20 protein-coding genes are annotated in these 19,398 nt (G+C 60.5%); 13 read left to right on the plus strand and 7 right to left on the minus strand.

Translation table 11 applies throughout. The features are described 5' to 3' along the window. Positions 1–2 precede the first annotated feature (2 nt). The gene (locus HMPREF3009_RS10420; RefSeq protein ID WP_070681783.1) at positions 3–986 is read right to left on the minus strand and encodes a universal stress protein; all 984 of its coding nucleotides are present in this window, start codon (positions 984–986) and stop codon (positions 3–5) included. An 83-nt stretch (positions 987–1,069) separates the two neighbouring features. Beyond that, positions 1,070–1,549, minus strand: coding sequence for a MarR family winged helix-turn-helix transcriptional regulator (locus tag HMPREF3009_RS10425; protein ID WP_046648788.1), 480 nt, complete (start codon positions 1,547–1,549; stop codon positions 1,070–1,072). Between the two features lie 170 nt (positions 1,550–1,719). On the opposite strand from HMPREF3009_RS10425, the gene HMPREF3009_RS10430 reads away from it, so the two are divergent. From HMPREF3009_RS10430 to dnaB, 8 genes are all read left to right on the plus strand, one after another. Beyond that, positions 1,720–2,079 carry a DUF5318 family protein gene (locus HMPREF3009_RS10430; protein ID WP_070517275.1) on the plus strand — a complete coding sequence of 120 codons (360 nt, stop codon included), beginning with the start codon at positions 1,720–1,722 and terminating at the stop codon, positions 2,077–2,079. Between the two features lie 76 nt (positions 2,080–2,155). Next, a complete protein-coding gene (locus HMPREF3009_RS10435; protein ID WP_070681786.1) occupies positions 2,156–4,384 on the plus strand; it encodes a transglycosylase domain-containing protein in 2,229 nt (742 codons plus the stop codon). A 63-nt stretch (positions 4,385–4,447) separates the two neighbouring features. Beyond that, positions 4,448–5,803 carry a glycosyltransferase family 87 protein gene (locus HMPREF3009_RS10440; protein ID WP_070681810.1) on the plus strand — a complete coding sequence of 452 codons (1,356 nt, stop codon included), beginning with the start codon at positions 4,448–4,450 and terminating at the stop codon, positions 5,801–5,803. Next, positions 5,800–5,982, plus strand: coding sequence for a hypothetical protein (locus HMPREF3009_RS10445; RefSeq protein ID WP_046648791.1), 183 nt, complete (start codon positions 5,800–5,802; stop codon positions 5,980–5,982). Before HMPREF3009_RS10440 ends, HMPREF3009_RS10445 begins: the two co-directional genes overlap by 4 nt. A gap of 147 nt (positions 5,983–6,129) precedes the next feature. Then, positions 6,130–6,420, plus strand: coding sequence for a 30S ribosomal protein S6 (gene rpsF, locus HMPREF3009_RS10450; protein ID WP_175973876.1), 291 nt, complete (start codon positions 6,130–6,132; stop codon positions 6,418–6,420). A gap of 51 nt (positions 6,421–6,471) precedes the next feature. Then, positions 6,472–7,065, plus strand: coding sequence for a single-stranded DNA-binding protein (locus HMPREF3009_RS10455; protein ID WP_046648793.1), 594 nt, complete (start codon positions 6,472–6,474; stop codon positions 7,063–7,065). A 46-nt stretch (positions 7,066–7,111) separates the two neighbouring features. Beyond that, on the plus strand, positions 7,112–7,564 hold the full coding sequence (gene rplI, locus HMPREF3009_RS10460) for a 50S ribosomal protein L9 (protein WP_010187895.1): 453 nt from the start codon (positions 7,112–7,114) through the stop codon (positions 7,562–7,564). A 668-nt stretch (positions 7,565–8,232) separates the two neighbouring features. Continuing rightward, positions 8,233–9,657, plus strand: a complete 1,425-nt coding sequence (gene dnaB, locus HMPREF3009_RS10465; RefSeq protein WP_046648794.1) for a replicative DNA helicase — start codon at positions 8,233–8,235, stop codon at positions 9,655–9,657. Position 9,658: 1 nt separating this feature from the next. Here dnaB and HMPREF3009_RS10470 read toward each other — a convergent pair whose 3' ends face one another. From HMPREF3009_RS10470 to HMPREF3009_RS10485, 4 genes are read right to left on the minus strand one after another with little or no spacing between them, the layout of a single operon-like run. Next, on the minus strand, positions 9,659–10,162 hold the full coding sequence (locus tag HMPREF3009_RS10470) for a VanZ family protein (RefSeq protein WP_369816118.1): 504 nt from the start codon (positions 10,160–10,162) through the stop codon (positions 9,659–9,661). Then, complete coding sequence (locus tag HMPREF3009_RS10475; RefSeq protein ID WP_070681789.1) at positions 10,152–11,486, minus strand: MFS transporter; 1,335 nt, start codon at positions 11,484–11,486, stop codon at positions 10,152–10,154. Before HMPREF3009_RS10475 ends, HMPREF3009_RS10470 begins: the two co-directional genes overlap by 11 nt. Positions 11,487–11,497: 11 nt before the next feature. Then, positions 11,498–13,669, minus strand: a complete 2,172-nt coding sequence (locus HMPREF3009_RS10480; RefSeq protein WP_070681792.1) for a heavy metal translocating P-type ATPase — start codon at positions 13,667–13,669, stop codon at positions 11,498–11,500. A 5-nt stretch (positions 13,670–13,674) separates the two neighbouring features. Beyond that, the gene (locus HMPREF3009_RS10485; protein WP_070681795.1) at positions 13,675–13,875 is read right to left on the minus strand and encodes a heavy-metal-associated domain-containing protein; all 201 of its coding nucleotides are present in this window, start codon (positions 13,873–13,875) and stop codon (positions 13,675–13,677) included. 149 nt (positions 13,876–14,024) lie between these two features. Between HMPREF3009_RS10485 and trxA the strand changes: the two genes are divergently transcribed. Together trxA and HMPREF3009_RS10495 are read left to right on the plus strand one after the other, a co-directional pair. After that, entirely contained in the window at positions 14,025–14,390 is a 366-nt protein-coding gene (gene trxA, locus HMPREF3009_RS10490) for a thioredoxin (protein ID WP_046648797.1), read from the plus strand. A gap of 157 nt (positions 14,391–14,547) precedes the next feature. After that, positions 14,548–15,372, plus strand: a complete 825-nt coding sequence (locus HMPREF3009_RS10495; RefSeq protein ID WP_070681798.1) for a PspA/IM30 family protein — start codon at positions 14,548–14,550, stop codon at positions 15,370–15,372. Positions 15,373–15,487: 115 nt separating this feature from the next. On the opposite strand, the gene HMPREF3009_RS10500 is transcribed toward HMPREF3009_RS10495, so the two are convergent. Beyond that, positions 15,488–16,726, minus strand: a complete 1,239-nt coding sequence (locus tag HMPREF3009_RS10500) for an NYN domain-containing protein (protein ID WP_046648799.1) — start codon at positions 16,724–16,726, stop codon at positions 15,488–15,490. A 225-nt stretch (positions 16,727–16,951) separates the two neighbouring features. On the opposite strand from HMPREF3009_RS10500, the gene HMPREF3009_RS10505 reads away from it, so the two are divergent. Genes HMPREF3009_RS10505 through HMPREF3009_RS10515 form a run of 3 tightly spaced genes read left to right on the plus strand, consistent with a single transcriptional unit; the run spans position 16,952 to position 19,109 of the window. Next, positions 16,952–17,326: a GntR family transcriptional regulator gene (locus HMPREF3009_RS10505; RefSeq protein ID WP_046648800.1), complete on the plus strand. Its 375-nt coding sequence runs from the start codon at positions 16,952–16,954 to the stop codon at positions 17,324–17,326. Continuing rightward, entirely contained in the window at positions 17,323–18,123 is an 801-nt protein-coding gene (locus HMPREF3009_RS10510) for an ATP-binding cassette domain-containing protein (protein ID WP_049154465.1), read from the plus strand. Before HMPREF3009_RS10505 ends, HMPREF3009_RS10510 begins: the two co-directional genes overlap by 4 nt. Then, complete coding sequence (locus tag HMPREF3009_RS10515; RefSeq protein ID WP_232761079.1) at positions 18,120–19,109, plus strand: hypothetical protein; 990 nt, start codon at positions 18,120–18,122, stop codon at positions 19,107–19,109. The genes HMPREF3009_RS10510 and HMPREF3009_RS10515 overlap by 4 nt, the downstream gene beginning before the upstream one ends. Positions 19,110–19,398 lie beyond the last annotated feature (289 nt).

The following is a 19,398-nucleotide window of genomic DNA, read 5'->3' on the forward strand; positions in this document are numbered from 1 at the left end:
GTCTAACGTGCTTCGGGGTCATAGGTGCTAGGGCAGACCAGGACCGGCACTCCCACGTGGGGGAGAAGTTCGGTGGCGGTGCTGCCGATGAAGACGCGTTCGATCGGTCCCATGGGGGAGGAACCCAAGCAGAGTAGGTCGCCCTTCTTCCACTTGAGCGAATCCACCGCGCCGGACCAGCCGTGACCGCTGCCGATGTCCGTCGTGACGGAAATCTCCGGGAAGGCCTCTGCGATGAAATCGTGGGCGCGGTCCAACAACGAGAGCGAGTGCTCGCGCCAATTGGGGGCGTCGGAAGGAAAAGTGGGGGAGTATTCGAGGGGGACGTCGACCAGCCCCTTGGCGGAAAACGCCAGGATACGCAAGGGAATACCGCCGCGCTGCGCAATGCATGCCGCGTGCCGGAGGGCGGGATCGTCGGCACGGCCAAGTTCGGTGAAGGCGAAATTGATGCGCGTCACCCCGTGCTTGGACAGCTTGATACCGCGCGGGGTGAGACCCACGGGAAGCGGCGAGTAGTGCAGCAGCGCATCGGCGGTAGAACCGGAGAAGAAACGGCCCTTCGGCGCGGACTGGTTGGCCCCCAGGAGGATGACGTGAGCGTTGAAATCCGTAGCCGCTTGCTCCAGCAGCTGCGGGCGGGACGGTCCCGCGATGAGAACGGAGACGTTCTTATCGAGCTGGTCCTTGTCCACCCCGGCTCCGTCCAAGGCCTGCTTAACGGCGCGTTCGCAGGTTGCGCGCTCCTTCTTGAACCACTGCTTATAGGAGCCGCTGAGCTTGCTGAGCGACGTCACGGTGAGGGGTTGCGAAATCGTGGATACTACCCGAATCTGAACGGGCGTGGAACGCGCAAGCCATGCGGCAAACTCGATGGCCTCGGTGCCCGTGGAGCTAGGACTCCACGAGACGAGTACGCGAAGCGGGGGGATACGGTCTTCCGAGGAGGACTGTCCTTCCGCGGGGTGTGAAGATTTCTTAGCCATTCATCAAAAGGATCGGGGTCGTTTCCTTCATTATCGACCCTTCACGCTTTAAAATAAAATCTGTTCTACCGGCGCTTTTTGGTCTATTTTCCGTCCATGGTGGGGCGGTACACATCCGCGAGTTTGGAAATCAGGTTGACCAAAGAATTGGCGTCCTTGATGTCCTCCGGTTCAAGCCAGCGCAGGATCTCGGCCAAAGCTGCCGCACGCTGGCGGGAGACGATGGTCAGCTCGGATTCGCCGAGCTGGGTGAGGGCGACGAGAACGCCGCGGCGGTCCTTTTCATCGCGGTGCCGTTCCACGAAGCCTTGGCGCTCCAATTGGTACAGTGCATTGGACGCGGTGGGCATCCGGATCAACTCTGCTTGGGCGATGGTGCTGACGCGAGAGGGCCCACGCAGGCGCAGCTGATTCATGATCGAGACCTGCGAGGTGGTTAGGGACGTGCCCTCCGTTGTGCGCTGGAAGATGAGCATGAGCTTATTGAGCGCGGGCTGGATCTGGCGGGCAACATCCAGTGCGTCCTCGTAGGGGATCGGGGATTCGATAGTTTCTTCACTCATGGAAAATAAGTGTAGCTACAAACCACCCTCGTCGGTAGTTAGCTGAGTAAAAAATTAGGTTTTGCGTCACGAAGCGCCCAAAGGGAGCCTAGATTGTTGACGCTGCCCGCACTACACTGTCCGGCGTGAATTCTCCGTCCAAGGCAGAGTCTGCAAAGACAAGGCCAGAAGTGGCCTACCGCAACGAAGTCTCCTATGAATGGGAGCGCGCGCAGCATCTGCGCGAGCTTCGCGCGGGAAAAGTGACGCGCGAAGAACTGTGTGATGCTGATTTTCTCCTTCGCGCGGCGGCGGAGCACCACGGCGTTGACATGCAGAAGCCGTGCCCGGTGTGCGGCGAAGAGCTGCGACTGACCCGCTGGGTTTATGGCGACTCTTTAAAGCGCCGTGCGGGAAGCGCGCGCAGCGCGGCGGAAATTGCAGAAATGGCGGCCGAGAGGCTGGAGTTTACAGTGCATTTCGTGGAAGTGTGCCCGGCATGCCGCTGGAATCATCTGCTTCGAGCGGCCACGGTCTATGCTCGAAGGTAGTTTTGGCTTCCCAGTTCACGCCGGTAAGCTGCATGTATTTACAGTTTCTGTACAGGATTGATGAGGACACGGATTAGTGACCGAGAAGGAAACCTCCGGGCGAAAGTCAGGTAATCGCAAGAAGAGCGCCTCGCACAGGAGTAGGCGTTCGTCCGGCCGCACACGCCGCTGGCCGTGGATCGTGCTCGCTGTCTTATTCGTAATTGTCGGCATCCCCGCCTTGCTCTTTGGGTACGCGTATACGCAATACGACGTCCCCGAGCCCAAGGAGCTGCAGCCGAGCCAGATTTCCACGATTGTCGCCGGCGACGGCGAAACCCAGCTGGCCAAACTAGTTCCACCGGAGGGCAACCGCCGCCAGGTGACCCTGGATGAGATCCCGGATTACGTTGAGGATTCTGTCCTCGCGGCCGAGGACCGCGAGTTCTGGACCAACTCGGGCTTTTCCTTTACAGGTCTGGGCCGTGCCGTCTTGGGCAAGCTCACCGGTGATGCTTCCGCCGGTGGTGGCTCGACGATTACTCAGCAGTATGTGAAGAATACTCTCGTTGGTGACGAGTACTCCTACGTCCGCAAGATTCGTGAGCTCATCTACTCGGTGAAGATGACCAACGAATGGTCCAAGGAGGACATCCTCAACGCCTACCTCAACACGGTCTACTTCGGCCGCAATGCGTATGGCATCGAGGCTGCATCCAATGCGTACTTTAATAAGGACGCCAAGGACCTCACTAAGGAAGAAGGCGCGCTGCTGGCGGGTGTTATCCAGTCCCCGTCCGTCCTTGATCCGTGGGTAGATGAGGAACGGTCCCAAGCTCGCTGGAATTACGTCATGGATGGCCTCGTTGAGATGGGTGACTTGGATCAGGCTGAACGCGATCAGTTGGTCTTCCCGGAAACTCGCGATCCGTCTGAGTATTCCGCTTACACCGAAGCGCCAGGCGCTTATGGCCACATCAAGAACCAGGTCATCGATGAGCTGTCCCGTGTGGGCATCACTGAGGATCAGCTGGCCACCGGTGGTCTGAAGGTGACGACGACCATTGATATGACCGTCCAGAATGCATCGACGGATGCTGCCCACGCAGAGCTGGGAGTGCTGCAGGAAGATGCACGCGCGGCAGCAGTCACCATTGACCCGGCCACGGGTGCCGTGCGTGGCTACTACGGCGGTGACGATTCCAACGGCTGGGATTATGCCAATTCCCCGCTGCAGACAGGTTCAACCTTCAAGATTATGACCCTGGCCGCAGCGCTCCAGCAGGGCATCGATCTCAATACTTATTACTCCTCGGCGCCCTACCAGCTGCCTGGATCGCAGCTCGTGACCAACGACGTGGGTGCCGGCTGCGGTAGCTGCTCCATCGCTGAGGCAATGAAGAATTCTTATAACACGTCCTTCCTGCGCCTCCAGGATGACTTGGAAAACAAGACGCAGGACACCGCGGATATGGCGCATGCGTTGGGCGTGCCGCGCAGTCTTCCGGGGATTGAAAAGACCCTCACTGAAAATGGTGGAACGCCGTACGAGGGCATCGTGCTGGGCCAGTACCAGTCGCGTCCGCTCGATATAGCGACGGCAATGGCCACCTTGACCAACCAAGGCATATGGCATCAGCCGCACTTCGTGGAAAAGGTAGAAAACGCTGCCGGCGAAGTCCTCTACGAGAACCCGACCGACGGCGGTGAACGCCGTGTCTCCGCCAACGTGGCCAACAACGTGATCTCCGCGATGCAGCCAATTGCCGCATGGTCCAATGGTGCGCTAGCTGGCGGACGCCCGTCTGCCTCCAAGACTGGTACGACGCAGCTGGGCGATACGGGCCAGAACAAGGATGCGTGGATGGTCGGTTCCACGCCGCAGCTGGCTACAGCAGTGTGGGTAGGCACGGCCGACAACACCTCCGCAATCTTTAATCAGTGGGGTGGAATCATGTACGGCTCGGATGCACCGACAAAGATCTGGAAGTCCATCTTGGACACCTCTCTGGCCAACGTGGAGCAACAGCCCTTCCCGCAGGCTTATCCGGTTCATTACGGCGTCGGCAGCTGGGGCTCGGGATATGTCTATGATCCGAGCCAGACCACCACGTGGAACCAGACGCCGGCGAGCCCGGAGAGCGACAGCACCGAGGGTGAAGAGGAAACACCTGACGAGGGCGGCGAGCACCACGACGAGGGTCAGGGCGGTAGCCCAGAGCAGCCGGCCCAGCCTGAGCAACCTGAGCAACCCGCTAACCCTGAAGTACCTTCACTCGATGACATTCTTAATGGAGATGGCCTCGACCAATTGCTTGGCCAATAGGAGATTGATCCCCCGGTGAGCCATCACACTTCTTCGCAGCTTGTCCCACTCTCATCCGAATCGATGACCCGTGGCGCCATCGATGCCCTCGGCGGGCCGACGGGGCGCTTCGCCCGCTCGGCCCATTCTGGTTGGTGGACGCCGCTGCGCGTCATCATCACACTGGCGTGGACGTTCCTGGCGTTTGGATTCTTGAGTAAGGCAACCTGCGCGGGCAGCCGCCGGGGCGAGGACGGCCTCATCAGCCTGAACTGGGATGGTAACCGCCAGTACACGTCCTTTTGTTATAACGACATCGTGCCGCTCTATGGTGGGCGCGGCTTGGATCAACCTGGCTTTCCCTATGCCTACTCCTGGGCGGAGGGAGACCTCACGCGCTACATGGAATACCCCGTTCTGGCGGGCCTGTTCCAGGGCGTCGTCGGCTGGCTGGCGCGCACCACGTATCCGGCCGTCGAGTGGATTGGTATGGCCGAGGTCAGCTGGTACTTCGGGCTGACCACGCTCATCTTGTCCCTCGTGTGGGTCGGCACCGTGGTCATGGTATTCCAGCTCACGGGCAACCGGGCATGGGATACCGTTCTCATGGCGGCCAGCCCGCTCGTGGTTATCCACGCTTTCACCAACTGGGATATCCCGTCGGTAGCGTTCATGGTGGGCGCCCTTCTCGCAGTGAAGAAGCGCAAGAACTGGCTCGCCGGCATTCTCATTGGGCTCGGCACGGCATTCAAGCTGTGGCCTCTGTTTATCTTAGGCGCGTTTCTGGTGTTGGCCATCCGCCTCAAGCGCTGGGCGCCTTTCTTCAAGATGTTCGTGGCAACCGCCGCGACGTGGCTCGTGGTGAACCTTCCCGTGGCGCTGGCCTACCCCGAGGCCTGGCGCGAATTCTTCCGGCTCAATCAAGAACGCGGTGCCGAGTGGACCACGATCTATGCGCTCTTGAGCCGCGTCGCGGGCGTGAGTTTTGAGCCCGAATTCCTCAACACTTTCTCACTCGTGGCGTTTCTGGTGAGCTGCGGGGCGATTGCCATCATGGGTCTTAAGGCGCCGCGCGCGCCGCGAGTAGCCGAAATGATCTACCTCATCATCATGGCCTTCCTCATTTTCAACAAGGTGTGGTCCCCGCAGTACTCCCTGTGGCTGGTCGTCCCGGCACTCCTGGCGCTTCCGCGGTGGCGGCTCATCTTTAGCTGGGCGCTTGCCGACGCCCTCCTCTGGCCCATCCTTACCTGGCACATGCTCGGCTCGGAAAACAATGGTCTGCCGCACGAGATGCTCGATATCGCGGTGCTGACGCGCGATGGCTTCATCATTGCCATCGGCGTGCTCATTATCCGCCAGATGTGGGGCAAGTCTGAGGACAAGGTCCGCGCCGCTCATGGCGGCAGGGACCCGTTGGCGGGGGATTTTGCACGATGACTATCACCATCGTGGGCATCGTCTCCATCACGCTGGGCTTCCTTTGTGTGTTGAGCGCCTACTACCTGTTTCAGCGCTCTCAAGACCGCACCTGGCCGGTTGTGCTGGGCTTGCTGGCTTTGCTGTTTCTCACGGTGATCCCGGCGGGATCGGCGATCTTCGTCGCGGCGACCCACTAGCGGCAGCCGAGGAGATGGGGGATTTCCTTTTCCGCCGGTCAGTGCGGTACTGTGTGAGGGTTGCTTGACGCAACAGACCCTCCTGCCATATCCGCAAAGGTGATATGGCCGATACCAATTACTAGACCATAGGAGGTGATGAGGTCCGTGCGTCACTACGAAGTCATGATCATTCTGGATCCTAACCAGGATGAGCGCACCGTAACCCCGTCCCTAGACAAGTTCCTCGAAACGATCCGCAAGGATGGCGGCAAAGTCGAAAAGGTTGATGTGTGGGGCAAGCGCCGTCTTGCATACCCGATCAACAAGAAGGAAGAGGGCATCTACGCAGTCGTGGAGCTGGAGTGTGAATCCCACTCGGTTCTCGAGCTTGATCGCCGTCTGAACCTGAACGACTCCATTATGCGTACCAAGGTTCTGCGCACCGACAGCAAATAGCGGATACTGGGTTTCGAGCAATCCACGTAACCGATATTAAGGAGTAAAGACATGGCTCAGGGAGATACCAACATTACGGTTGTCGGCAACATTGTGGCCGACCCGGAACTGCGCTTCACCCCAGCGGGTGCCGCAGTGGCAAATTTCCGTGTTGCCTCCACCCCGCGTCGCTATAATCAGCAGACTTCCCAGTGGGAGGACGGCGAGGCCATGTTCCTCACCTGCAACGTGTGGCGCCAAGCCGCAGAAAACGTTGCGGAGACCTTGACCAAGGGCATGCGCGTTATCGTTACTGGCCGTTTGCGCCAGCGGTCTTACCAGACCCGTGAGGGCGAAAACCGCACTGTTTTTGAAATCGAGGTTGATGAGGTCGGCCCGTCCCTGCGTTATGCATCCGCACAGGTTAACCGCAAGTCCGGCAACGGCGGCGGCAACTATGGTGGCGGCCAGCAGCAGGGTGGTGCTAACTACGGCGGCGGCAACCAAGGTGGTTTCTCCGGAAACCAGGGCGGTTTCTCTGGAAACCAGTCCCAGTCCTCTGCCCCGCAGCAGTCTCAGCAGCAGTCGGCTCCGAGTAACGATCCGTGGAATTCTGCACCCCAAGCGGGAAGCTTTGGTGGTGCGGATGCAGAACCCCCGTTCTAAGACTGTCACGCAAGTATTCATTTAACTCAATTGAAAGGCAGGGATCATGAAGCTGATCCTCACCGCTGCCGTTGAGAACCTCGGCGCCCCCGGCGAAATTGTAGAGGTTAAGGACGGCTACGGACGTAACTACCTGCTTCCGCGCGGCCTGGCAATCGTTGCTACCCGCGGTGCTGAGAAGCAGATCGAGGGCATCAAGCGCGCCCAGGAAGCTCGCGCAATCCGCGACCTGGACCACGCACGCGAGATCCGTACCCAGCTGGAGGAGCTCAAGGACGTTAACGTCCCCGTGAAGACCTCCGAGTCCGGCAAGCTCTTCGGCTCCGTGTCCGCTGAGGACATCGTGAACGCCGTTGCCGCCGCTGGCGGCCCGAAGCTGGACAAGCGCATCGTTGTGCTGCCCAAGGGCCTGGTCAAGAAGACCGGCAACTACCAAGTCGAGCTGAAGCTGCACGCTGACGTTATCGGCAAGGTGAACTTCTCGGTCGTCGCTGCCTAAGAATTAAGGCGCACGACGGTCACCCTCCGTTCGCCCGCGTGTGAGGCGCGGCGCCGGTACGCAGGATGTGACCTTAAGACAACAGCAAGGCTTTAAGGCCGTGCTCCTTTCACTATGTGAGGTGGTGAGAGGAAGCACGGCCTTGCGCCGTTTTACGCGGGGTCGCCTTTTTGGAGATCTAGCACCGCGGGAGGCAGGGAAATGTCGCCAAGCGCGGCCTGTGGATAACTCTCCCAGCCTGTGGATAAACCTGCGTTCAGTTAACGGTGAATTCACTCATGCCGCCATGTGTTAACCCGCTGGTAGCGGCGATATCGGGGTAATGGCCCTACTTCTCCACGGAATTTGTGCGTATTTTCACACCTCAAAAAACGCGCCTTGACCTGCAGGAATAATCTTCGCTGGTCACAGCGTTGCAAAGTTATCCACAGCTCTGACCTCTGGCTTTGTACACCATGTCTTTGCTGACCTGGGAATTCCACAGCTCTCTGTGGATAACTGTGAGAGTTATGCCCAAGGGGTAGTGTCTTGACCCTCGGCTACACTGTTGTGTACTACGCGCGGTTGCCGCTTGGCACTGCATCGAAGCCTGGCCGTCCGGCGCGGAGAAGAGTGAGAACTTCAGGCACGGCCAGGGTGGGACTAATGAACGGTGGGATTGATGAGCAATGACTAATGCCAGTTTTGACGACGACCACGTTCCACCGCCGCCGGAGCCGGTAGAGGAGGAACCTCGCCGCTCTTACCGGCAGGAAGAGCCAAAGCGCTACGGCGAATTTCGCCAGCCGCCCGCGGACCGCGAGGCCGAACAGGGCGTCCTCGGCGCCATGCTCCTGAGCCCGAATACGGTCATGGAGGTCATTGAGGAGCTGGAGCCGGAGGACTTCTACTATCCTGCGCACACGCTCATCTACCAGGCCATGATCGATCTTTACGCGGCAGGCACGGATATTGACGCGGTGATTGTTGCGGCCCGTCTCGATCGCTATAACAACCTTGAACGCGTTGGCGGTGCGCCCTACCTGCATACCCTGCTGGCCACGGTGCCCACTGCGGCTAACGCCCGCTATTACGCGGAGATTGTCGCGGAGAAGGCGGTGCTGCGCAAGCTGGTGGACGCCGGAACCAGAGTCGTCCAACTCGGCTTCCAGGGCTCCGAAGACATGGAGATCGAGTCCGTGCTGGACCGCGCCCAGCAGGAAGTTTTCGCCGTGGCGCAGAAGAAGACGACTGAGGATTACCGTGCGCTGAGTGATCTCATCGACCCCACGATCGATGAGCTCGCCGCCCTGCAGCAAAACGGCGTGGAGTCCGGCGTGCCTACCGGTTTCATCGACCTCGACAACCTGACCAATGGCCTGCGTGCGGGCCAGATGATCATCGTCGCCGCCCGCCCTGGCGTGGGCAAGTCCACGCTGGCCATGGACTTCATGCGCTCGGCCTCCCTGCAGCACAACAAGACCTCTGTGGTTTTCTCCCTGGAGATGTCTGCCTCCGAGATCGTCATGCGCCTGTTGTCAGCGGAGGCGGAAGTGAAGCTGTCGGATATGCGCGGTGGCCGCGTGTCCACGGAGGATTGGGCCAAGATCGATGACACCCTCAATCGCATCCAGGATGCGCCCCTGTTCATCGATGATTCCCCAAACCTCACCATGATGGAAATCCGCTCGAAGGCCCGCCGCCTCAAGCAGCAGCACGGGCTCGACCTCATTGTGTTGGACTATATGCAGCTGATGTCTTCGGGCAAGAAGGTGGAGTCCCGCCAGCAAGAGGTCTCGGAGTTCTCGCGCCAGCTCAAGCTGTTGGCCAAGGAACTGGAAGTTCCGCTCATCGCTATTTCCCAGCTGAACCGTGGCCCAGAGTCCCGTACCGATAAGAAGCCGCAGCTGGCGGATCTGCGTGAGTCCGGCTCGCTTGAGCAGGACGCCGATATGGTTATGCTGCTCTACCGCCCGGACTCGCAAGACCGCGATGATCCCCGCGCCGGTGAGGCGGATATCATCCTGGCCAAGCACCGTGGCGGCCCGATCGACACGGTGAAGGTGGCGCACCAGCTGCACTACTCCAAGTTCGTCAACATGGCGCACGGTTAAATTACAGGTCCACGACGGCGTTGGGGTCACCCAACCGTGGGCCGAGGATGACCAAGACCAGGAAGACCGCAGCCGCGGCGAGCGCCAGCCACCGCCACACGGGGAAGAAGCGCTCGCCGCACAGCCGGGCGAATGCCGCGCCGATGAGCGCGCCGATCGTATTGAAGATGAGGTCATCAATATCAGTGCGTCCGAGCGCGAAGGCATACTGGACTGTTTCCAGCGCCAAACTCAGCGCGAATCCCCACGCGGCCGTTGCCTTGATTGATCGGCACATGCTGAAGACGAGCATGCCGAAAGGAATGAAAAAGGCGGTATTGCCCGCATACTCAAAAAGCGGGCCAAACCAGGTGCCTCCGGAGAACTCATCAAGTGGCACCAAACGCAGGTCACGGACCCGCTGGTTCTCCGGCTTCCAAAGGTAGCCGATCTGGTAGAAGGGCTTAAGCGTGGTGAGCGCGGCCATGACCGCGACCCACGCGCCAAGGGCGATCCTATTGAGCAAGGGTCCTACCCTTGAATTCTGGCAGGGTCAGTGCCGCCGCAGCGGCGAGTCCGAAGGCCGCTGCGAACAGCACGAAGAGCCAGCCCGTGCCCGCCACCGCGATGAGCGGCGGAACGATAAGCGGCGCCAGGATGGAGGCGAGTCGGCCGAAGCCCGCGGCCGCACCAGTACCGCGCCCGCGCAGGGCGGTGGGGTAGAGCTCCGGGCCGATGGCGTATAGCGCGCCCCACGCGCCGAGGTTGAAGAAAGACAGCAGGCAACCAGCCAGGATGATCATGGCTTCAGTGTTAGCGAAACCAAAGAACCCGGCCGACAGGGCGGAACCCACGAGGAATATCGCTAGGGTCGAGCGGCGGCCCCAGACCTCAATGAGCCAGCCGGCTGCGGCGTAGCCGGGTAGCTGGGCGAGGGTGATAATCAGCGTGAAGCTGAAGGACTTCACCAGGGAGAAGCCATCCGCGACAAGCAGTGACGGAATCCAAATGAAGGCGCCGTAGTAGGAGAGGTTGACGCAGAACCAGATGGTCCACAGCGCCAGCGTGCGCCCGCGCAGGGATTTCGACCAAATGCTGGTGGCGGTGACATCTTCCTCGGAGTAGGTCGGTGCCGGGGTCGTGCGGTCGATGTCCGCCTCATCCACCTCGGCCTCGAAGGAAGCGACAATCTCTTCTGCTTCTTCGTGGCGGCCCTTCGACTCAAGGAAGCGCACGGACTCCGGCAGGTGGAGGCGCACGTAAAGCGCATAAAAAGCGGGCACCATGCCGAGTGCTAGGGCCCAGCGCCAGCCGCTTTCCGACGCCCCCACGACGAACGTTCCAATTACCGCAGCGAGGATCCAGCCCACGGCCCAGAAGGCCTCCAGCAAGACCACCATGCGTCCGCGGACCTTGAGGGGTGCGAACTCGGAGATTAGCGTGGAGGCCACCGGCAGCTCGGCGCCGAGGCCAAGTCCGATGAAGAAGCGCAGAACGATGAGGAGCGTGAGGCCCGTCGCCAGGGCGGAAGCACCCGTGGCAAGGCCGTAGACCAGCAGGGTTAGCGCAAAGATGTGGCGGCGGCCGAACTTATCGGCCAAGAGGCCGCCGAAGGTAGCACCCAAGGCCATGCCGATGAAGCCCACGGACGCCAGCCATGAGGACTGGGTCGGTGTGATCCCCCAGTGCACGGCCAGAGCGGCCATGATGAAGGAGATGAGGCCCACGTCCATGGCGTCGAGCGCCCAGCCGATGCCGGAGCCGAAAAGAAGACGTTTGTGTTTTCCGGTGACGGGAAGGCGGTCGAGCCTCTCCGTGCGTGAGATAGAGCGATGATCAAGACGATTCATGCAGGCTAAGCTTACTCTGCGGGGGTAAAGCTTTTTAGCCGCAGAGAATTGGTCACCACAAAGACTGAGCTCAGGGCCATTGCTAACCCCGCCAATAGGGGGTTGAGCAGGCCGAACGCTGCCACGGGAAGAAGAATAATATTATAGGCGAAGGCCCAAAATAGGTTGCCCTTGATGATACGTAGGGTGCTGCGCGCGAGCCGCACTGCCTCGGCGACGGAGCGCAGGTCGTTGTTCATCACCGTGATATCGGAAGCTTCGATCGCCACGTCGGCTCCCGCGCCCATCGCGATTCCGAGGTCCGCCTGCGCGAGCGCTGCGGCGTCGTTGACGCCATCGCCCACCATGGCCACAGTGCGCCCCTGCTCCTGCAGACGAGCAATAGTATCCACTTTGTCTGCGGGCATGACCTCCGCTGTTACGTTGGCATCATCAATGCCAACGGCCCGCGCCACTGCACGTGCCGCGCCGGCGTTATCCCCGGTGAGTAGGTGGGGGGTAAGTCCTAGCTTGTGCATTGCCGCGATGGCGGCGGCGGAGGATTCCTTGATGCGATCCTGTAGCTCGATGGTGCCTGCCAGGGTGTCATCGACGTAGACGCCCACCTGCGTTCCGGTGCCGTCATAGCCCGCGGGCGGCCGGCCTACCCGCACCCGGGAGCCCTCAATCGTTGCCTCGATTCCCTGGCCGGGAAGCTCGTGGAAGCCCTCGGTTGCGGGTAACTCGCCCTCGTAGGCTGTGCGGATGGCTCGTGCGATGGGGTGCTCGGAACCCTGTTCCGCGGCGGCCGCGAGGCGGAGAACCTCCTGCTGCGTGTGCCCTGCCTTAGCTTGGACTGCTCCCACCGACATCTGGCCTTCGGTGATGGTGCCGGTTTTGTCCAGAACGATGGTGTCGATCTGGCGGGTCGATTCCAAAATCTCCGGGCCCTTGATGAGTATTCCCAGTTCGGCGCCGCGCCCGGTGCCGACGAGGATTGCGGTGGGCGTCGCCAATCCCATGGCGCACGGGCAGGCGATGATGAGGACGGAGACGGCGGCCACGAAGGCCGGGGCGATACCGCCGAACCAGAGGTGCGCCACGAGTGCGAGGATGGCGATACCGATGACGATGGGGACAAAGACGGCGGCGATACGGTCCGCGAGGCGCTGGACCGGTGCCTTCGAGGTCTGGGCCGCAGTAACCAGCGCGCCCATCTGGGCCAAGACGGTGTCGGAGCCAACGCGGGGGGCGCGCACCTCAAGGCGCCCAGAGGCGTTGATGGTCGCGCCCGTTACTGTGCTGCCGGGTGAAACCTCAACCGGCATTGACTCGCCGGTGAGCAGGGATTCATCCACGGCGGAATGACCGCTGAGGACCACGCCATCGGTGGCGATCTTCTCGCCGGGGCGGACCACAAAAACATCGCCTACGCGGAGCTCGCTGGCGGGAATGCGGGTTTCGGTGCCGTCGCGGAGCACGGTGGCTTCTTTAGCCCCCATGGTTAGCAGCGTGGTGAGCGCTTCGGAGGAGCGCCCCTTAGCTTTGAGCTCAAACCATCGTCCAAGCAGCAGGAACGTGATAACCATGCCGACGGACTCGAGATAAATATGGTCCATCTGCGCGTCATTGGAGCGTAGCGTCATGTGCATGGTCATGCCGGGCATCCCGGCATCACCGAAGAAGAGCGCGTAGAGTGACCAACCGAAAGCCGCGGTGGTGCCCAGAGTGATGAGAGTATCCATCGTGGCGGCGCCATGCTTGAGGTTGGCCCAGGTGGCCCGGTGGAAGGGTGCTCCGCCGATGACGTAGACGAGTGTGGTGAGCATCAAGCAGGCCCACTGCCAATGCTGAAACTGCAGGGCCGGGACCATGGAAAGCAGCATCACTGGTAGCGAGAGCGCCGCGGAGATCAGAGTGCGCTGCAGGATGTCGGAGGCCTCGCTTTCGCGAGCATCCTCCGCCGTGCTGGCCGGCTCCTCCCCCTCACCGTTCATGGTGAATGCTCCGTAGCCTGCGCCTTCGACGACGTCGATGAGATCGGCGGGCGTCGTCGTTGCAGGGTCATAACTCACGGAGGCAGACTCCGTGGCGAAGTTGACCGTGGCGTGGACATCGTCGAGCTTGTTGAGCTTGCGCTCGACGCGGGAGGAACACGACGTGCAGGTCATCCCGGTGATGCCGAGGGTGAGACTGGTAGTCATGGTGCTTAGGCCAACTCGTAGCCAGCTTCGGCGACGGCGGCGGCGACTTGGTCGTCGCTAAAGCCCTCCCCGGTCACGGTGACGGCGCCGGTGGTGTGGTCGGCAGTAACGTCGGTGACGCCACTGATCTCTGAGATCTCTTCCTTGACGGAAAGCTCGCAGTGGCCACAGGTCATGCCGTTAACGGTGTAGGTTGTGGTGCTCATGGTGGTGGATCCTTCTCCTTACCTTGGGGGTTAATGTCACTGTCGAGGATATACCCCCCTGGGGTATGTGGGCAAGGAATAATCGAGTCTTGTGTACCGTTGGGGGTTGATAGAACCGAGAAATATCCCCGAGACTGATAGGAAAAGACATGGCAACGATTGACATTACTGAGGACACGTTCCAGGAGACCGTTTCCGGCGACGGCATTACGCTCGTCGATGCTTGGGCGGAATGGTGCGGCCCGTGCAAGCGCTTCGGCCCAGTCTTTGAGAAGGCATCTGAAGAGCACCCCGATGCCACGTTCGCCAAGCTGGATACCGAGGCCAACCAGGAGCTATCCGCGAAGCTGCAGATTCAGTCCATCCCCACCTTGATGGTGTTCCGCGACGGCATCCTGGTCTTCCGCGAGGCTGGCGCTCTGCCGCCGGCGGCACTGGAGGATCTCATTGGCCAGGTTAAGGCCCTCGACATGGACGAGGTCCGCGCCCAGGTGGAGAGCCAGCAGGCGGAATAGAACTGGTTAGTCCTTGTCTGCGGTGAGGTCCCGGTGGCCCCGCCGCGCGCGCTTTCCTGTGAGTATCGCTACACTCGCAGGAAAGCGTCTTTTTATATAGGGCACCAATAAGAGCTGCATTAACTACTGCTGCAGGAACCACAAAGGAGTGAGTGCGATGGCAAATCCATTTAGCAAAGGCTGGAAGTATGTGATGGCTTCTTTCGATCAGAAGATCGACGAGAACGCTGACCCCAAGGTCCAGATCCAGCAGGCCGTGGAAGGCGCGAAGAAGCAGCATCGCGAGATTTCCGAACACGCAGCGGAGATTATTGGACGCAAGACCCAGTTGGAAATGCAGCTCAACCGCCTGGTGAAGACGCAGCAGGATTATCAGGACCAGACCCGCCGGGCGCTGGAGTTGGCGGATGCCTCTGAGGATCCGCAGAAGGCCGCCGAGTACAACCAGGCGGCAGAGGTCGTAGCGAGCCAGCTGGTCGCCGTGGAAAACGAGCTGGCTAACCTGAAAACGCAGCACGAGGCGGCTAGCCAGGCTGCCGAGCAGGCGAAGGCCCAGCAGCAGCAGTCGGAGGCCCGCCTGAAGGAGCAGCTGGCACAAGTCGACCAGTTGCTGTCCCAGGCAGATCAGGCAGCGATGCAGGAAAAGAACGCCGAGGCGTTGAACTCAATGAACGAGCTCAAGCCGGATGATTCCACGCCGACCTTGGACTCGGTGCGCGCCAAGATTGAGAAGCGCTACGCGGATGCGCTCGGCGCCCAGGAGCTCCATCAGGCGGCGGGTGGTAGCCGCATTCAGGAAATTACGGCCGCGGGCCACGACATGGCCGCTACGTCCCGCTTGGACGAGATTCGCGCCGAGATGGCCAAGAGCAAGGAGCTGGAAAACTCGCCCTTCGCCAGCGACCAAGCGCTTGAGGCCGGCGCCGATTCTGATGCTAGTGATGCCAACGCCGAATCGGACTCCGCCGAGGGCAAGCAGTAGCCACTGCGAAGCAAGCCACTACACAGAAAAGGGACCTTCTAGAGCGGGCCGCGCAGCGCGGCCGGGGTGTTTCAGAACCCCACGCTCTCCAAGGTCCCTTTTGACGATTTTCGGTTTAGCTATCTTGGCGGCGGATATTGATGAGCACGCCGCGGATGCCCGAGTGAAAGCCATCGCGCAGGTTGACGCGCTGGGTTTCTGTCAGCGTGTACTCGTGCAGCGTTTCGCAGGCGAACTGCAGCAGCGGGCGATCGATCTCCGGGGGCAGGCCGCCGCCCGAGAGCAGGTGGGCCTGGTCGCGCTGATCGGCGCTCGCGGCGTTGTCGAACCACCACGAGGCATATTGCTGCCCCACGTCAAAGGGGGACTGGAACCCGGCGGAGCTCCACACTTCTTCGGGGAGCGGAACATACTTCGACCGCAGCTTGCGGCGCGGCGCCATCATCGAAGGTTTGGGCGCAGCTGGCTTGGGCGTTGGCTTCGAGCTTTCGGGGGCTGCGTCCGCTTCCTCGCCCGCAGGCTCCTGCGAGTCGATGCCGGGCGCGGAAGGCTGCTCGCCGGAGGGGAGAGGCTCCTCTTCCTTGCGGGAGGTATCGGGCGCAGCTGATTCGGGATGAGAGGCAGTCGCGGCGACGTCCGTCGCGGCGGCAGAAGGTGTGGCCGGGCCGGGCTTGGGGGCGGAGGGGAAGGCGGCTTGCGCCTCGGTGGGCTCGTCGCACTCCTCTGCGTGCTCATCGGTGGCAACGGCTTCGCCCTCGCTGCCGTCCTCGGAGTGCTGGGGCTCGCGGATGGTCGGCGGCAGCGGCCCTTCGAGGACCTCGAGCTCCATTGCATCGGCGAAATCTTCCCGCGGATCCAGGATGGTGGTGGAGTCGCACGCATGGCGCAACGCCGAGGACATCGAATCCCAGCCAAAGCCATAGAGGTGCACGCGTACGCCGTTGTTCACGGCTTCTTGGACGCCGGGAATCATGTCGGCATCGCCGGAGACCAAAACAAAGTCCGTGACTTGGCCCTTCATGGCGGAGACGATCATGTCGGCGACAAGGCGGGTGTCCACGGCTTTCTGTGTGCGGCGCTCGCCCCACTCGATGAGCTGGCCGGTGCGAAGCTGGACGCCGTCGCAGACGCGCAGTGCGCGTTGGTAGCGGTGGGGGCCGGTATCCGGGATTCCGTCATACCAATATTGGCGGTGAACGCGGTTGCCCACCTGGGTTTCAATCATCGAACCGAGGGAGCTGACCACTTCGGGTAAATCAATCTCTAGCTGGGCACGGGCGCCCGTCTCCCAGGAGTTATAGAAACTGGCGAGTAGATATGACGTGTCGACGAAGACAAGTGTTCGTTCAAGCATGGCTCCTAAATTCCGTTCTATTTCTTCTAACTAATTTTCTTAGGTCACTTCTGTGAGGTCTTCCAGCCTACGGCCGGTGTAGTCCAGTGTGCCCCATTAGCCACAAAACGTCGATAACCTTGAGGAAATTCCCAGGTCAAAGATATGGAATGGGGAGACCTTGCACTGGCCGAAGGTTGGTTATATGGTTAGTTACATGAGTAACCAACCAGCTAAGGGGTCTGCATGGACAACTCCGCGCAGCCGCTCTTTCGTCAGATAGCGGTGCTCATCGAGGACGCCATCATCGAGGGCACTCTCGCCGAGGGTGCCCAGGCACCGTCCACGAATGAGCTCGCCGCCTTCCACAGCATCAACCCCGCGACCGCCCGCAAGGGGCTGACCCTCCTCGTGGATCTCGGAATCCTCGAAAAACGCCGAGGCATCGGCATGTTCGTTACCTCTGGTGCCGCCGAACTGATCCGGGCGCGGCGTCGCCAGGAATTCGCGGCCGAGTACGCTGCGCCGCTTATCGACGAAGCCGTGCGCCTGGGCTATACCCGCCAGCAACTCCATGACCTCATCGACCTTGTCGCAGAAAGCCGAGGACTCTATTCATGATTTCTACCCCGCACTTCACGTTTGATGACGGCCTGACTCACGGGCTTGTCGGCCCCAACGGCATTGGTAAGACCACCTTGCTGCGCAAAATCGCCGGGCAATTGGGTGGCTCCGGCATCAAGGTCGACGGCGACAAGCCCTATGACAATGAAAAGGTGCTCAACAAGATCGTGCTCATGGGTATCGATAACCCCCTGCCTGAAGGCTGGAACCTGAAGAAGATTTTCACCGTATCCAGCCTGCGCTGGACCACCTGGAACAAGGAGCGCGCCGAGGAATTGGTCGAGCGCTTCGAGCTACCGATGAAGAACTACTCGGGGCTTTCCCGTGGGCAGAAGTCGGCAGCGAGCTTCATCGTTGCGGTGGCTTCGGGGGTGCCGTACATGCTTCTCGACGAACCCTATCTCGGCCTCGACGCTTCCAAGCGGCAAGTATTCTACGAAGTCCTGCGCGAAGAGCACGGCCGCACCATTATTGTCTCCACCCACCACCTCAACGAGCTTTCCGGTTTGCTCGATACCGTGGCTCTGATGGGGGAGAACCCGCTGTCCGGTCCCATCGATGAGTTCATCGAAGGCGTCGTCCAGCTCACTGGCTCTGCCGAAGCCCTCGATCGTGCGCTGGGGCGCCTGCAGCTTCCGGTGCTTGAGCGCGAAACCTCAGCCGTAGCCGACCGCGCGCTTGTCGACGCCCGCCCCAACCACACCGCCAACGTCTTTGCCATGGCCCAGGAAATGGGGCTGCGCGCCGCCCAGGTATCCCTTGAACAGGCAGTTCTGGCACTGGGGGAGGCATGATGAAGCTCTATAGACATATGGCGCTGAGCTGGAACAGCTTCTTCTACGCTTTGTGGATTGTCATCCTTCCGGTGCTGGGAATGGGCCGCGGGCAAGGGTGGGCCATTGGTTACTCACTCTTTATGGTCCTTATGGTTTACCTTTCGCAGCCTGACTTCACGCGTTACCTGACCTTTGGCCTCAGTACCCGTATCTGGAACGGACACCGGCGCATCAATGCCACCCTGACGCTTTTACTGATTCTTGTTAGCGCGCCCTTCGCCTTTCCGTGGTGGGTTCTCATTGCCCCAGCGGCAACGTGGATCGTGTGCATGGTGAAGCGCTTCGAGCCTTCACGACTGACAAGTAGCTCCCTTATTGCGGGCAGTGATGGTGATTCTTCGACGGGCTGGTTCTCTGCCTCCCCGGTTTCCCAGATTGTGTTGCGCCCTCAAGCTCGCGCGTGGATGTGGGCTGCATTCGGTATAGCCATCGGAACTGCGATAAACATCGTGGTGAGCAAGCTGTGGGATACCGGCGTGGGCATCGTAGGCGCCATAGTCACGTTGATTGTCCTGCCGCTAGTGGCTGACACGGTTCGCAGTTCGATGAAGGATGCGATGACCTTTGGCGTTCCACGCGCGGCCTGGTCCAAAGCGACGTTATTGTGTACCGCGATTCCAGTGGGCTTGGGAGCTGTCACTGATGTGGTGACGTTGATGTGGACCGGAAGCCTCGCCGGATTCACCATCGTTCCCCTTGCAATGGCTGCCGTTCTCGTGAGCTTTGCGATCACCGACAAAGAGACATGGCCCTATACGGCTGTCACGGTCGGAGCCATTGCTGCCGTGTTGCTTGCGTGGCTACTTAACTCTGAGATCTCTGTGTGGTGGACGCTCACAGGGATGGCAATCATCTACGTCGTGTGGGTTGCCGCGTATCCCCGGATGGCTAAAAAGACCAACGTGTTTAGCCCGGGCCTCATGGGCTGGTTTGGGGCACACTGAGCGCCATCCAATGTCTGCGTTAAAAGGTTGTTTTAGTGCACTTCAAGAAGGGGTAAAAACCTTCATTGAAGTGCATATTTGTGTTTTATCAAGGCCGTGTGTAACTTTATATGAGTCAGCGCGACCGACAGCGCCCCACAGGAACTGAAGTTCTTGGAGAGTGGCGGTAGGAAAACAGGCCCTGACAACAAATATTTTCTTTACTCGCAGTACTGCGTTTCGCTCAAGGCGGTCCGTATGACTGTGTGGTGACGATGTCTGAGAACTCAATAGTGTGCCAATGTACTTT

Source organism: Corynebacterium sp. HMSC034H07, from assembly GCF_001815175.1.
GTDB lineage: Bacteria > Actinomycetota > Actinomycetes > Mycobacteriales > Mycobacteriaceae > Corynebacterium > Corynebacterium hiratae.